The following is a 12,635-nucleotide window of genomic DNA, read 5'->3' as shown; positions in this document are numbered from 1 at the left end:
GTCGACTCCTTAATGTTTCTCGATCCAGGCGCCGTAGAACGACGGGCGACCGACCGCTTCAAAACTTACCCCTTTCAACCAGGGCGCACCGGCAAACACCTGCGGCTCTTCGAAGATTGGGATCACGTAGGCGTTATCCAGCAGATAGCGCTGGGCATCGCCGGTAAGCTGGAGGCGTTTCTGCGGGTCCACTTCGGCGGAGATATTCACCAGCAGCTCGTTGAGCTTGTCGTCGCGGAAGCTGTTCACCTTGTCGCTGGAGCCGCCTTTTTGCAGCAGGGCGTCGCGGTTATTCGGGTAGAACATGCTCTTCACCACGTCCGGGTCGGCGCGGCCCACTTCCGAGACGGTGAGTGGGGTCTTCAGCGGGTCGAGGTTGTCGAGAACGTGGCTTCCGGCATCACCGGCCTTCACGTTGAGGGCGACGCCCACCTGACGCCACTGCTGGGCCACCAGCTGCAATACCTCTTTATTCTGCGGCTGCGGCAGGGATTCATAGATAGTCAGGGCCAGACGCTGGCCGTCTTTGGCGCGGATGCCGTCGCTGCCCGCTTTCCAGCCCGCCTCATCCAGCAGGCTGCTGGCTTTGGCCGGGTCGAAGGTCAGCTTGTCGCTGAGATCGACATAGCCCGCGGCGGAGTCGGCTATGACCGATTTGGCCTGCGGATAGTTAGGCGAGAACAGGGTCTCGACCACCTGCTTCGCGTTGGTGGCGTGCAGCAGCGCCTGGCGCACCCGGATGTCGGCTACCAGCGGATTATCCGGGCGGAAGCTGATGCTGTCGTTTACCCCGCGGGTGGGGGCGGCGTAGATGTGGTATCCCTGATCGGTGGCCTGTTTTTCGTCATAGGCCTGCACCTGGCGGATAAAGTCGGCCTGTCCGGCCAGCAGTGCGCCGACGCGAACGCTGTCCTCCGGGGTCACCAGATAAGTGATGCCGTCCAGGTTCGCCGGGCCCTGTTGGGCGAGGTTTTTCGGGCCCCAGGCGTAGTCTTTCCGCGCCAGAAGGTGCACCTCCCGGCCCAGCTTTTCGTCTTTCACCACGAACGGACCGGAGCCGATGATATGTCGGGCATCACCCAGCTCTTCAAAGTTACGTTGTAACGTGCTCAGGGAGACCAGACCCGAGCCGATAGTAGCAGTGCCCTGCAGGAAGCCCGGGGACGGCTTTTTGAAGTAGAACTTCACGGTCTGCGGGTCGATCACTTCGCTGCGGTCGTAGTTGTTGATCACTTCCGATACCGGCAGGCGCTGGGCCTTGTTGCCTTTGCCGTAGGTATCAAAGTTCTTCGCCACTGCGTTCGCGTCCAGCGGTGTGCCGTCGGAGAAGGTCACGCCGGGGCGGAGCTTAAAGGTGTATTCGGTTTTATTGGCATTGGTGCTCCAGCTCTCGGCGATCCACGGCTCCACTTCCAGGGTCTTAGGGTTCTGCCAGGTGAGTTTGTCGGTGATCTGGTTCAGGATCCCGCCGTTGGGGTAAAACCCGCCCGCCGGGGGATAGAGATTAGTGTGAGCCTGTTGCTCCAGATAGACCAGCGTGCCGCCTTTAACCGGGGTATCGGCAGCATACGCCGCCGTCGTCGCAAGAATGAGCGCCGTCAACAGCGGCAGGCAAAATGGGGTTTGCATGGTGAATTCCTTATGTTTTTTCTTGTTAGCGTCGAATGCATCTTCGGGCGGGGCAGAAAAGAAAGGAACCAAGGAATTGAGCTAAGGATTTGCGGAAAATGGCAATAAAAAACCGCGCCGGCGGGGGCGCGGTGAGTCGTCTCTAGACAAATTTCGCCAGCGGATCGGCGGCGGCAAAGGCCATGGCGCGGTCTGCTGCGGGCGGGTAGATCAGTTCGTTGGTGATGGCGATTTTGATTTTCTTCGCCTCGTCGCGCACGCATTTCACTTTCTGGTCCCACCCCTCGCTGTAGACCGCGCCCCAGCCGCCCAGATCGAGACAGGTGACATAGTTCACCTGACGATAGGGATAGGGGGCCACGTCCAGCAGGCTGGCGGCGGCGTTGTGCCCGGCAAACTTGCCCAACTGGATGGCGTGTTGGCAGGTCATTAGCGCCGTGTTGCCGAGATCGTCGGTGCGGGCATGGGCCATATCTCCGGTGGCATAGACCACTGGATGGGCAGGTACCTGCAGGCTCTCGTTGACGATTAAGCGTCCCTGGCCGTCGCGTTCGCCCGCAATCTGCTGGCTGAGGGGATGCGCTTCCACGCCTGCCGTCCAGACGACGGTGGCGGCAGCGATGCGCTCGCCGTTTTTCAGCGTTACGCCTGTATCATCAATAGCTTTGATCTCACTGTTTAGCCGCCACTCCACGCCCAGTTCATTGCTCGCTTCTTCAATTGTATTGCGCAGCTCTTCACTGTAACGCCCGCCAATTACTGCGCCGCGCTCAACTACGATAATTTTAGTCTGCGTATTTTCGCCGAAACGGGCCCGCAGACGGGCAGGGAGTTCGGTCGCCAGTTCAATGCCGGTAAAACCGCCTCCGCACACTACCAGGGTGTTGCGTTCCGGCGTAGAAGGGCGTAGGGCCAGTGAATCGAGGTGATTTTCAAAAATCTGTGCGGATTCCAGCTGGTCGATATCAAAGGCAAATTCGGCCAGACCGGCAATGGCAGGGCGTCGGGTCTGGCTGCCGGTCGCCACGATCAGACGGTCGTAAGCGGCCAGCGTCACGTTGCCCTGGCTGTCGCGATACCAGACACTTTTCTGCTTCGCATCAATACGTTCAGCGGATCCAGCAATAAAGTGAATGTTCAACTCAGCAAAAAGCTCGCTTAACGGGGCAGCAAAGCCCGCGACCTGCTCTTCATAAAAGCGCGGACGGATCCGCAGCTCCGGACGGGGCGCCAGGACGCTGATCTGCAGGTCGTCACGGCCCGTAACATCGGCCAGGCGCGCGGCGCTTACCGCAGCCCACATTCCCGCAAAACCGCTGCCCACAATTAAAATTTGCTTCTTCATCTTCGATCCTTTTTCTTATCAGGCCCCGTGGCCGACGTGACTACAACTATACTTGTCGTAGTTAACTGCGACAATATCTTTCTGAGTTAAATAACCGGGCACCGTAAAAACAGAGGGTTAGATGAAGAGAGGATTGTGACTGTCTTTCTTTTACGAAACGCGGCTATAATGACCCGGAATAATAACTTCGGAGTTAAGCATGGCTTTTTACAGTTCCGGCGTGGAGTACGGCATTCATAGCCTGATGACCATGGTGGATGCGAAAGGGAACGACCGCGAGATGAGCGTCAGGGAGATGGCAGCGCTACAGGGCGTGCCTTACGACTATCTGGGCAAGATTTTCACGCGTCTGTCGCGCGCCGGGCTGGTGAGCAGCACTGAAGGAAAGGGCGGCGGTTTTCGGCTGGCGCGGCCTGCGGAACTGATCACCGTGCTGGATGTGGCCCACGCCATTGATGGCGAGAAAAATACGTTTGAGTGTCGTGAAGTGCGTCAGCGGCTGGCGGTGTTCGACGAAACGCCTCCGGCCTGGGTCTGCGACGGACCGTGCGGCGTGCGCTCGGTGATGGACAGCGCCCAGCAGCGGATGGAAGAGGAGCTGGCGCGGCATACCATTCTCGACCTGGCGCGCAAAATGTACCGTAAGGCACCGGATACTTTTCAGATTGAGGTGCAGGAGTGGATTGCGGATCGGCGGAATTCGTAGGCCCGGCAAGCGTAGCGCCGCCGGGCATGCAGTGTTACAGGGGAGTGCGGCCCGTTCCCCCTCATCCTGACCCTCTCCCTCCAGAGAGAGGGAACAAGGTTACGAACGGAAATCAATCACCATACGGCCGCGGATCTGGCCTTGCTCCATCTCTTTGAAGATGGCGTTGATATCGCCCAGCGGACGCAGCGCCACTTTCGGCACAACCTTGCCTTCGGCGGCAAACTGGAAGGCTTCGGTCAGATCCTGGCGGGTGCCGACCAGCGAGCCCACGACCTGAATGCCGTCCAGCACCAGACGCGGAATATCGAGACTCATCGCCTCAGGCGGCAGACCGACCGCCACCACCCGGCCACCGGCACGAACCGCATCCACCGCCGAGTTAAAGGCCACTTTCGCCACTGCCGTCACTACCGCAGCGTGGGCGCCGCCGGTTTTTTCCTGAATGAATTTCGCGGCATCGTCGCTGCGGGAGTTGACGACCAGATCGGCGCCCATGCTGGTCGCCAGCTTCAGCTGCTCATCGTTTACGTCAACGGCGATCACTTTGGCGTTGAAAACGTTTTTGGCATATTGCAATGCCAGGTTACCCAGCCCGCCCAGGCCATAAATTGCAATCCACTGGCCGGGTTTGATCTCTGACACTTTCACCGCTTTATAGGTGGTCACCCCGGCGCAGGTAATGCTGCTGGCGGCGGCGGACTCCAGCCCGTCCGGCACTTTTACCGCATAATCGGCGGTAACGATGCACTCTTCTGCCATTCCGCCGTCCACGGAGTACCCGGCGTTTTTTACGGTACGGCACAGGGTTTCATTGCCGGAGTTACAGTATTCGCAATGGCCGCAGCCTTCGAAGAACCACGCCACGCTTGCGCGATCGCCCGGTTTCAGCGAGGTGACGCCCGGACCGACTTCCTTAACCACGCCAATGCCTTCATGGCCGAGGATCACCCCGGTTTTATCGCCAAAATCGCCGTTTTTAACGTGAAGATCGGTGTGGCAGACGCCACAGCACTCCATCTTCAACAGCGCTTCGCCGTGCTTCAGCGGGCGCAGGGTTTTCTCGGTCACTTCTACCTGATGGTCTTTAGTCACGACAGCAGCTTTCATATGTTTCTCCATTTTCATAATGAGGATCTGCGGGGCAAGTATGGCGTCCAACAGCGCGACATACTCCTTAAGGATTAATTTTTTTAATGATTGAGGCAAGGGCTGTGAAACATAATGTCATCATTTAACGCAGATCTTAGGCGGTATTGTCAGTCTCATCACCTATTGCCATGCGTTCTGTGTGGTTAATTGTCTGCTTTGGTTATGTAATGCCTGGTTTTTGAGATCGAATTTAGGAGCTTTAAGAGAGAATATAAACATATATTCATTAAACCAATATATTTCCGTTACCTTACAGTAAATTCTATTATTGACAGGTATCAATAAACTGTAAAAAACAGCTATTCATTTCATATCTATATGTAGGATGCTTCTTATCCACTTGTCGAAATGGAGTTTCTAATAATGGCAATTCCCGTTTATTTATGGCTTACAGATGACGCAGGCAATCTTGTAAAAGGCTCTGTAGATGTTCAGGGAAGAGAGGGAAGCATAGAAATAAGTGAGATTATGCATACCGTAGAACTTCCAGTAGATGATTTAACAGGAAAAGTCACAGGCCCATGCTGTCACGGTGACATGTCGTTCAGGAAAGATTTAGATAGTTCCAGCCCTTATCTAAGCAAAGGAGTGAGCAGTGGTAGCAAATTTAAGGAGGCTGTATTCAGGTATTATCGCGTTAATTTTAATGGACAAGAGGAAGAATACTTTCGGGTGACACTTACAGATTGCAGGATTACCGATATTGATAGCTTTATGCTTGATATTAAAAATCCTCTTTTTGATAAACACTCACATCAGGAATATGTTTCTGTTAATTATAAAAAAATCGAATGGCGATATTTAGATGGAAATATCATTCATTCTCATGGATGGAATGAAAGGAGGACTGCATAATGACGTGGGTTTATAAGGTTAAGGAAGCTAAGTTCTACCTCGATGGTACGTATAAGTTTGATGCGCTGTATGCAGGTGCGGTTGGCTACTACAATGATCCCGCTCAACAGTGCGTAAAAAACAAAGGACCGTTGCCAGCGGGAAAATATACGATAGGTAATCCATTCCAGCATAAAACCGCAGGGAAATATGTATTAAGACTTACCGCAGCCTCATCTAACAATATGTGTGGCAGAGAGGGTTTCTTGATTCACGGTGACAGCAAAAAAGATCCGGGAACGGCTTCTAACGGCTGCATCATAACAAGCCTTACTAACAGAATTGCAATCCACGCGAGTAAAGACAAAAATCTAATAGTGGAGTAGTCTGATTATGTTTAAATCCTTAATCTGTTTATTTGTTCTCTTTCCTATAGTGTCCCTGGCCGCGACAAAGGATGAACAATGTGCTGATGTCGGCCGTTATCTAGAATCAGCCACCCTAAGTTCCTATATCCAGGATACAAAGATTGAAAGGGATACGATCCTTGAGCATAAAACTGTAGTGGAAGTATTAGGTGTTAACCCTGTATCTGAAGTGTTGGCTAAGCAACTTGCTGATCAAGCCTGGCAGAAAGCAAATACCATCAAGGGGGGGAGTGTTCTTTCAAAAAGACAATATTACTTAATATTTCATGACAACAATGTAAAAAGCATAGCGGCTAAATATACGTTCATTAATAAAGAGGACAAGAGAATTGTAGTGATCGCTCTTGGCTATCTGAATGATAATGAATGCTCAGTTGATTATGGTGGTTACCTGACACTGGCCCGAGAGTTCTGAGCCAGAAGCAGCAACACAGGTAGAAACAAAGGAGACAACCCTGAGGAGGTCTCCTTTAACTCTCTCCAATCAATATTTCTGCAGTAAATCTGTCATGTTTCTGACATTTCGAAACCGTAAGGTGTGGTCTTCTTAAAAACCGAAGAGTTAACAAGACAATGCATCTGGTAAAAAAACTTCTCGCAGTGAGCGTCCTCCTGTCAGCTTCTGTGCAGGCACAAAATATTCTCGAATTCCCACAGCCTGATAATAATCCGGAAGAGTTTTACGCCGTCACCGAAATTCCGGCCGGCGGGATTATTAAGTATGAAACGGATGCCAAAACGGGCTTTATCGTGGCCGACCGCTTCCAGTCGATGCCGGTGGCCTACCCGGCAAACTACGGCTCGCTGACCCAATCCCTGGCCGGTGATGGCGATCCGCTGGACGTGATCTTCTATACCCGCGCGCCGATGGCCCCGGGTACCCTGATTAAACTGCGCGCCATTGGCGTGCTGAAGATGATCGACGGTGGCGAGAAAGATGACAAAATTGTCGCCGTACCGGCCAGCAAAATTGACCCGACCTATGACGATATCAAAGAGTTGAGCGATCTGCCGAAGATTGAGCAGCAGCGTCTGGAGTCGTTCTTCCGCGTCTACAAACAGTTGCCGGAAGGGCGAAAAGCGGTGGAGCTGAACGGCTTTAACGATGCCGCCACCGCGAAGCAGGAAATTAAACAGGCATGGGATGCCTGGAAAACCAATCAGCCGAAGTAAAAAAAGTTGCCCGACGGCGGCTACCCGCCGGGCGATTTCCTACAGCTGCGCCGTCAGCGCGGCAATCTCCTCCTGCCACTGTGCCTGAAGCTGCGGCTTCTGATGTTTAGGCTTACGCAGCCGATCTTCTTCCAGCAACGTCTCCAGCATAATCAACCGTTCCAGCAGATCGTCATGTGCCTCTGGTTCATCTTGCTGTGCGGTCCGAACCGGCACGGCACTGACCCCGTTGCCGTCACGCAGTCGGGCAAACACCGCGTCGGCATCATGCCATTCGCTGAGTTGACCATTTTCAATCAGCCAGAAGCGGTTACAGCTCTGGCTGATTAACTGCCGGTCATGGCTGACCAGCAGCACGCCACCCTCGAACTGTTGCAGCGTTTCTGCCAGGGCCTCTTTACCTTCCATATCCAGATGGTTGGTCGGCTCATCGAGCATCAGAAGGCTGAAGCGGGCCAGGGTCAGGCCAATAAACAGCAGCCGCGAACGCTCCCCGCCGCTAAGCGTGCTGACCTTTTGCCCGTGCCGCGCCCAGGCGAATCCGGCGGAGATCAGCGCCATCTTGCGATCCTGAGGATTGGGGGCGAACGGTTCCAGAGCGTCGATCAGCGTGGCGTCATCCGCCAGCTGATGCAGGGTCTGGTCGTAATACCCCGTGGCGACGCGCGGATGAATCTTCAGCCCGGTATGCATTTCGCTGGCAATAAACTGCTGCCAGATAAGCCGCATCAGGGAGGATTTTCCGCAGCCGTTGCGCCCGACAATCGCCACCCGATCGCCGCTTTTGAGACGGACGTTTTCTACTGAGAATAACGCCGGCAGGCCAGGCGCAGGCGCAACGCCGAGGGCGTCGATCTCCAGCAGCCGATCGGCACGCAGCGCATCGCCGCGCAGGGTTAGAGTCCATGGGCTGCCGGTTGTCAGCGTCGTCTGGCTCTCCTTCAGGCGCTCGACCTGACGTTCCATCTGTTTGGCCTTGCGGGCCAGATCCTCGTTATCGTAGACCTTGCCCCAGGTCGCCAGCCGTTTTGCGCTGGCGGTGACCCGGTCGATCTCCTTTTGCTCGGCTTTATGGCGCAGGGCATCGCTTTCGTCTTTCTCCACCAGCGCCTGACGTGCGCGGGTGCAGGGAAGGGCGAAGAAGTGCAGCGTTTTGTCGCGCAGGATCCAGCTGCCGTTGGTGACGGCATCTAATAGCTGTCTGTCGTGCGACACCAGCACAAAGCTGCCGGACCAGTTTTGCAGGAACTGCTCCAGCCACAACAGCGTCGGCAGGTCGAGGTGGTTGCTGGGTTCATCCAGCAGCAACAGATCCGGCTCATTAATCAGCGCCCGCGCCAGCAGCAGTCGGGTGTGCTGTCCGCCGCTGAGGGTGGCCGATTGCAGGGCGGTGTCCTGCGGGGTAAAGCCCATACCTGCCAGCAGGGTTTCCGCCCGCCAGCGCAGGCTTTCACGTTCGGCCACCGGCAGCTGCGCCAGCACCGCATCAATCATGGTCAGCGGATAAACAGATTCAGGCAGATGCTGCTCGACCCGTGCCATCAGGCAGTGCCCGGCCAGCGCCACCGTCCCGGAAAGGGGTGCGTCTGTGCCGTCGAGGATCTTCAGCAGGGTACTTTTGCCGCAACCGTTATCGCCCAGCAGACCAATGCGGTCGCCTTTTTTCAGGCTAAAGGTGAGGTCGTTGAACAGCGTGTCAAAGGCAGTATCAACACGGAGAGAAAGTGCAGTCAGTAATGTGCTCATTTGCTTACTCAAGAGTTACAGGCATAAAAATGCCTCGTCATACATCGCTGACGATAACCCGGTAAGCCCGAGAGAAGGGATTCAGTCTTAGGTGTCTTCGCTCAAGCCGAAGTTATCGCAGCACGAAACCGATAACGCTTGAGCAGGTGCGATCACCAAGGTGAAGTGAAATATCAAAGATTTCACAGCACAGCATAATTAGCCTCCTTTTATATTCAGTAGGTTGATGGATGAAGGGAGTGTAGCGGGGAAAGTTACGTCCGGCAAGGCTGCGCAGTTTTCGCTGCGCTTGCCCGGCCTGTGTTCGGTGATGCTGTTGAAAGCCGGGCAGTCCAGCGAAAGCAAGGCGCCGCTATGATTTACTCCGCAACAAAGGGACGAATATGTCTGGAAAGCCAAAATTTCTCCGTTGACGAACTGAAGAAACCACAGCAACTCTCACGTTTAATACAGGACGTACAGACAGGGTCCCAGCTATTTTTAAAGTCGCTGATACTTTGTTTGCAGCAGGCGTGAGTATCCGGATTAACCACACACAGTGGAAGGTTAAAAATCCGCACATCAATACCGTACAGCTGAAAAATCTCGATTGCCGCAGAGAGTTCATCTTTATAGTCCCATGGGTCGACGAATAACGCTTCACGGTTAAGCTTCGCAAAGCCCATATTCTCCATTCCCATCAGCGCAACATGTTTCACAAAGAAAAGATTCCGTGAGATAAATTCGGCCAGCGCTTTAAGATACGGCACCGTGACTTTGGTCAGCACGACACGCAGTTCGATATTGATCCCGTGTTTATAGCAATTTAACAGGCCAGCCATGGTCTGATTAAACGCGCCTTCAGCCTGAACGACATAATCATGTAACTCTGAAACATGACCAAAAAGTGGGATTCCTGCGAGTAGCTGAGGTCCACCGACGTGAGCCAGACGGGCGGTATAGTGCTCATTGGATAAATAGCGACCATTTGTAAGGAGATGAATTAACGTCTGCGGCGTTCTGTCAGAAATGCCCTCGATAATGCGAAGCAAACCCTCTTTAAGCATGGTGGGTTCTCCGCCTGTTATACACAGTGACGCTGGCAAATTTTCATCATCAATGAGATTGAGCGTGTGTAATATGCGTTGCTCAATGCCTTCATGATTAACCAAGGATGGCGGTTTCGGCGGTTGCGGACACATGATGCAAAGGTTATTGCAGGTTTCTGTCACCAGAAAGGCGTTGTTTTGCGATTTGGCCCGGAAATAGCGGTGAATGCGGCCACGCTCGCTCACGCTGATAATATCGCCCTGGCTGAAAATGACATCGGGTGCAATAACGATCAGCGGAACCATGCTATGCAATTTAAGCTTTTCAAAACGAGGATCGGTACTTGAGCAAATTATCGCGCGTACATGATGCAATGACGGGAGTGGTTCTTGAGTATGCGCTGGCAGAAAAAGAATAGTATCTGCCAGATTTGCCTGCGTATCGGTCACAACCTTGCCAAATAGCGGCGAGGCCAGATGCAAAACGCGCTCTGCCTGCACAGAAAGAAAAAGCGTGTCTTCATACGGCGTGTTCATTTCAAACCCCACTGCATCAACAGGCGACGGGTTTCGTCGTCACCTTCAGTGAATCTTTTAATCACCATTGAAATAATGCCTCTGTTTTTTACACAGAAGTCATCTTTTCCCGGCTGCCCGTATACCGAACCTGTGACCTGATATCTGCGAACAGGGTCGGCTCCGCAGTAAGGAGCAAAGGCACAATCTGAACATACTGGCAGGCAATCATTCACGCCTGCCGCTGCCAGCTCTTGCATCACGGGACCAAAGAAAAGCTCCTCGCGGCTGTTCTCAAAAATATTGCCCATTTTAAAGTGCTGGTCGCCCGTCTCCGCCATCATTCGGCTTTCATCACTTGGGTAGATATTTCCATCGTAGTTATAAAGGGTGACGCCAAAACCTGAGCCGCAAGGTGACTGGAGGTCGACAAATCCTGTTGCCCAGGGGGTCATGAGCTTTTTCATGATCAGGCTGGCATAGGATTCACGAAACGCGATTCCCTGGCGGTTGAGGAGAAGAATGTAATCGAGACAGGTCTCGTAAAAAGCTAAAAATTGCTCTGTGCTGTAGCCAATCTTATGAAAATACTTATGCGCAAAACCATAGGGATTGAGCTCACGGATGAAGATGCTGCGAAATCCCTGCTTTACATACTCGTCAATAATTTCATGCGGAATTTCGAGGCTTTGTCGCGTAGTGGTCATCAACGCGCTCACCTTATCAAAGGCGTTACGTGCTTTGATTTTATCAAGCGTTGAAATTAATGCGTTCCAGGCACCCGTATTGCCATATCTCCGGTTAGCATCGTGCAGGTGCTGGGGGCCATCCAGAGAGGTGCTGATTGAAAATTGATGTTCCAGTAGGAAAGCCAGATCCTCATCATTCAGGTCACACAGATTCGTGCAAACGACAAACTGGATATCCTTGCGACTCTTTTTCGCCTTCACGAGCGCAACAGCCTGCCTGATAAGCGGCATATTAAGGGTGGACTCGCCTCCCTGAAACTCCAGCGTGAGCTTGTCTGAGGGCATTGACAGAAACAGCTCTACGCTCTTTTCCATTACTGCCGGGCTCATATCAAAGCGAGCCTGATCGGATTGACAGCTTTTGCGTGAGGCCTGGCAGTAAACACAGGAGTTATTACAGCGCACGGTGAGTACGAAGATATGCAGCTGAGAGAAACTCTCGAGAAATGCTTTTTTCGTTCTGTATCGCGAAGCCAGTAAAGCAATCCGGTTAGCATCCGTCTGCTCACTGACGACATGTTTGGCTTTTAACTCATACCAGAGCGCTTCGTTTTCAATTTTCTCTTTTTTGGTCAGCGCAATAAGGTCTGGCTCGTCAAGACACATCCACTCGCCATAGTCTGTCGAAAGGAAATAGCGTCCACTTTCAAGCCGGCTAAACCGGAACGGAAGGAGTTGATACGTATCACGGGTAAATTTCGCAGGGGCATGAAATTTAACGTTCATTATTCATGACCTCCTGTATGCTTAACTCAAGGATATTATTGAGAAATGTATGGATGATAGCTGAGCTTTCTGTCAGATATTCTTCTTTGACGCTCAGGGTCAGGGACATGTCTTCGCCAGTCGAACACTCTACACGCATAAATTCCACAAATTGCTCTGTCATCGCAGAGAGGGCGGTACGGGTATAAAACCCGGCATCTAACGTTATTTTCATAAAATCACACGGCTGACGTGAGGATAGTGAGAGAATCGTTCTGCGATTCGTTCTCAATCAGTGATACAGCGGGTGCGAAAGCTTTTTTGATAATTTCTTCATGCAGGGGCGCTGTTTCCTGATGAATTATCTGGCGCATCTGATTTTCATTTAGCGCTTGTAAAAAAAGTCTGACGCCGGAATTGATATTTTGCTCACTATTGTCATCTTTCTTGCTATAAAAACAGATTCCCGTGGTGTTATCCGCAACTTTTACAACATGGATGTAATAATCATCCGTAAATGCATAACATGTTTTCATAATTGCTTCGCGGCTGTAAGTGTCTTTATCAAGCGATAGCAAAAAAAATTCACCCAATGCATTAGCACCTTGCACAACATTATTCATT

General features: G+C 52.6%; 13 protein-coding genes. 5 read left to right on the top strand and 8 right to left on the bottom strand.

Annotated features, from left to right (window positions below):
• Window positions 1–9: 9 nt before the first annotated feature.
• Together ACP4QI_RS10850 and ACP4QI_RS10845 are read right to left on the bottom strand one after the other, a co-directional pair.
• Window positions 10–1,629, bottom strand: a complete 1,620-nt coding sequence (locus ACP4QI_RS10850; RefSeq protein ID WP_426494655.1) for a TIGR04028 family ABC transporter substrate-binding protein — start codon at window positions 1,627–1,629, stop codon at window positions 10–12.
• 142 nt (window positions 1,630–1,771) lie between these two features.
• Window positions 1,772–2,974, bottom strand: coding sequence for an NAD(P)/FAD-dependent oxidoreductase (locus tag ACP4QI_RS10845; RefSeq protein WP_426494656.1), 1,203 nt, complete (start codon window positions 2,972–2,974; stop codon window positions 1,772–1,774).
• A gap of 199 nt (window positions 2,975–3,173) precedes the next feature.
• Here ACP4QI_RS10845 and ACP4QI_RS10840 point away from each other — a divergent pair, with 199 nt between their 5' ends.
• The gene (locus ACP4QI_RS10840; protein WP_156263779.1) at window positions 3,174–3,680 is read left to right on the top strand and encodes an RrF2 family transcriptional regulator; all 507 of its coding nucleotides are present in this window, start codon (window positions 3,174–3,176) and stop codon (window positions 3,678–3,680) included.
• A gap of 99 nt (window positions 3,681–3,779) precedes the next feature.
• On the opposite strand, the gene adhP is transcribed toward ACP4QI_RS10840, so the two are convergent.
• Entirely contained in the window at window positions 3,780–4,790 is a 1,011-nt protein-coding gene (adhP, locus tag ACP4QI_RS10835) for an alcohol dehydrogenase AdhP (RefSeq protein WP_156263778.1), read from the bottom strand.
• 405 nt (window positions 4,791–5,195) lie between these two features.
• Between adhP and tssD the strand changes: the two genes are divergently transcribed.
• The 4 genes from tssD to ACP4QI_RS10815 all read left to right on the top strand — a co-directional run bounded on the left by tssD (window position 5,196) and on the right by ACP4QI_RS10815 (window position 7,267).
• Window positions 5,196–5,687 carry a type VI secretion system tube protein TssD gene (tssD, locus tag ACP4QI_RS10830; protein WP_426494657.1) on the top strand — a complete coding sequence of 164 codons (492 nt, stop codon included), beginning with the start codon at window positions 5,196–5,198 and terminating at the stop codon, window positions 5,685–5,687.
• Window positions 5,687–6,052, top strand: coding sequence for a tlde1 domain-containing protein (locus ACP4QI_RS10825; RefSeq protein WP_307762838.1), 366 nt, complete (start codon window positions 5,687–5,689; stop codon window positions 6,050–6,052). Before tssD ends, ACP4QI_RS10825 begins: the two co-directional genes overlap by 1 nt.
• A 7-nt stretch (window positions 6,053–6,059) precedes the next feature.
• Window positions 6,060–6,509 carry a Shiga toxin A subunit gene (locus ACP4QI_RS10820; RefSeq protein ID WP_426494658.1) on the top strand — a complete coding sequence of 150 codons (450 nt, stop codon included), beginning with the start codon at window positions 6,060–6,062 and terminating at the stop codon, window positions 6,507–6,509.
• Between the two features lie 158 nt (window positions 6,510–6,667).
• The gene (locus ACP4QI_RS10815; protein ID WP_426494659.1) at window positions 6,668–7,267 is read left to right on the top strand and encodes an inorganic diphosphatase; all 600 of its coding nucleotides are present in this window, start codon (window positions 6,668–6,670) and stop codon (window positions 7,265–7,267) included.
• A gap of 39 nt (window positions 7,268–7,306) precedes the next feature.
• Here the strand turns inward: ACP4QI_RS10815 and ACP4QI_RS10810 are convergent, their stop codons facing one another.
• The 5 genes from ACP4QI_RS10810 to hxsD all read right to left on the bottom strand — a co-directional run bounded on the left by ACP4QI_RS10810 (window position 7,307) and on the right by hxsD (window position 12,634).
• Window positions 7,307–9,013: an ABC-F family ATP-binding cassette domain-containing protein gene (locus ACP4QI_RS10810; protein WP_426494660.1), complete on the bottom strand. Its 1,707-nt coding sequence runs from the start codon at window positions 9,011–9,013 to the stop codon at window positions 7,307–7,309.
• A gap of 359 nt (window positions 9,014–9,372) precedes the next feature.
• Window positions 9,373–10,578: a His-Xaa-Ser system radical SAM maturase HxsC gene (gene hxsC / locus ACP4QI_RS10805; RefSeq protein WP_426494661.1), complete on the bottom strand. Its 1,206-nt coding sequence runs from the start codon at window positions 10,576–10,578 to the stop codon at window positions 9,373–9,375.
• Window positions 10,575–12,032 (bottom strand): His-Xaa-Ser system radical SAM maturase HxsB, encoded by a 1,458-nt coding sequence (hxsB, locus tag ACP4QI_RS10800; protein ID WP_285125688.1) that lies wholly within the window; start codon window positions 12,030–12,032, stop codon window positions 10,575–10,577. Before hxsB ends, hxsC begins: the two co-directional genes overlap by 4 nt.
• Window positions 12,022–12,246: a hypothetical protein gene (locus ACP4QI_RS10795; RefSeq protein ID WP_142489470.1), complete on the bottom strand. Its 225-nt coding sequence runs from the start codon at window positions 12,244–12,246 to the stop codon at window positions 12,022–12,024. The genes hxsB and ACP4QI_RS10795 overlap by 11 nt, the downstream gene beginning before the upstream one ends.
• A gap of 4 nt (window positions 12,247–12,250) precedes the next feature.
• A complete protein-coding gene (gene hxsD / locus ACP4QI_RS10790; RefSeq protein ID WP_426494662.1) occupies window positions 12,251–12,634 on the bottom strand; it encodes a His-Xaa-Ser system protein HxsD in 384 nt (127 codons plus the stop codon).
• Window position 12,635: the final 1 nt, after the last annotated feature.

The organism is Leclercia sp. TB492, assembly GCF_049974505.2.
Taxonomy (GTDB): Bacteria; Pseudomonadota; Gammaproteobacteria; order Enterobacterales; family Enterobacteriaceae; genus Enterobacter; species Enterobacter adecarboxylatus_C.
This window is presented reverse-complemented; position numbering and strand designations above follow the sequence as displayed.

Coding starts and splice junctions, on each gene's coding strand:
- ACP4QI_RS10850 (WP_426494655.1), bottom strand. CDS start 1,629: ATGCAAACCCCATTTTGCCTGCCGCTGTTGACGGCGCTCATTCTTGCG.
- ACP4QI_RS10845 (WP_426494656.1), bottom strand. CDS start 2,974: ATGAAGAAGCAAATTTTAATTGTGGGCAGCGGTTTTGCGGGAATGTGG.
- ACP4QI_RS10840 (WP_156263779.1), top strand. CDS start 3,174: ATGGCTTTTTACAGTTCCGGCGTGGAGTACGGCATTCATAGCCTGATG.
- adhP (WP_156263778.1), bottom strand. CDS start 4,790: ATGAAAGCTGCTGTCGTGACTAAAGACCATCAGGTAGAAGTGACCGAG.
- tssD (WP_426494657.1), top strand. CDS start 5,196: ATGGCAATTCCCGTTTATTTATGGCTTACAGATGACGCAGGCAATCTT.
- ACP4QI_RS10825 (WP_307762838.1), top strand. CDS start 5,687: ATGACGTGGGTTTATAAGGTTAAGGAAGCTAAGTTCTACCTCGATGGT.
- ACP4QI_RS10820 (WP_426494658.1), top strand. CDS start 6,060: ATGTTTAAATCCTTAATCTGTTTATTTGTTCTCTTTCCTATAGTGTCC.
- ACP4QI_RS10815 (WP_426494659.1), top strand. CDS start 6,668: ATGCATCTGGTAAAAAAACTTCTCGCAGTGAGCGTCCTCCTGTCAGCT.
- ACP4QI_RS10810 (WP_426494660.1), bottom strand. CDS start 9,013: ATGAGCACATTACTGACTGCACTTTCTCTCCGTGTTGATACTGCCTTT.
- hxsC (WP_426494661.1), bottom strand. CDS start 10,578: ATGAACACGCCGTATGAAGACACGCTTTTTCTTTCTGTGCAGGCAGAG.
- hxsB (WP_285125688.1), bottom strand. CDS start 12,032: ATGAACGTTAAATTTCATGCCCCTGCGAAATTTACCCGTGATACGTAT.
- ACP4QI_RS10795 (WP_142489470.1), bottom strand. CDS start 12,246: ATGAAAATAACGTTAGATGCCGGGTTTTATACCCGTACCGCCCTCTCT.
- hxsD (WP_426494662.1), bottom strand. CDS start 12,634: ATGAATAATGTTGTGCAAGGTGCTAATGCATTGGGTGAATTTTTTTTG.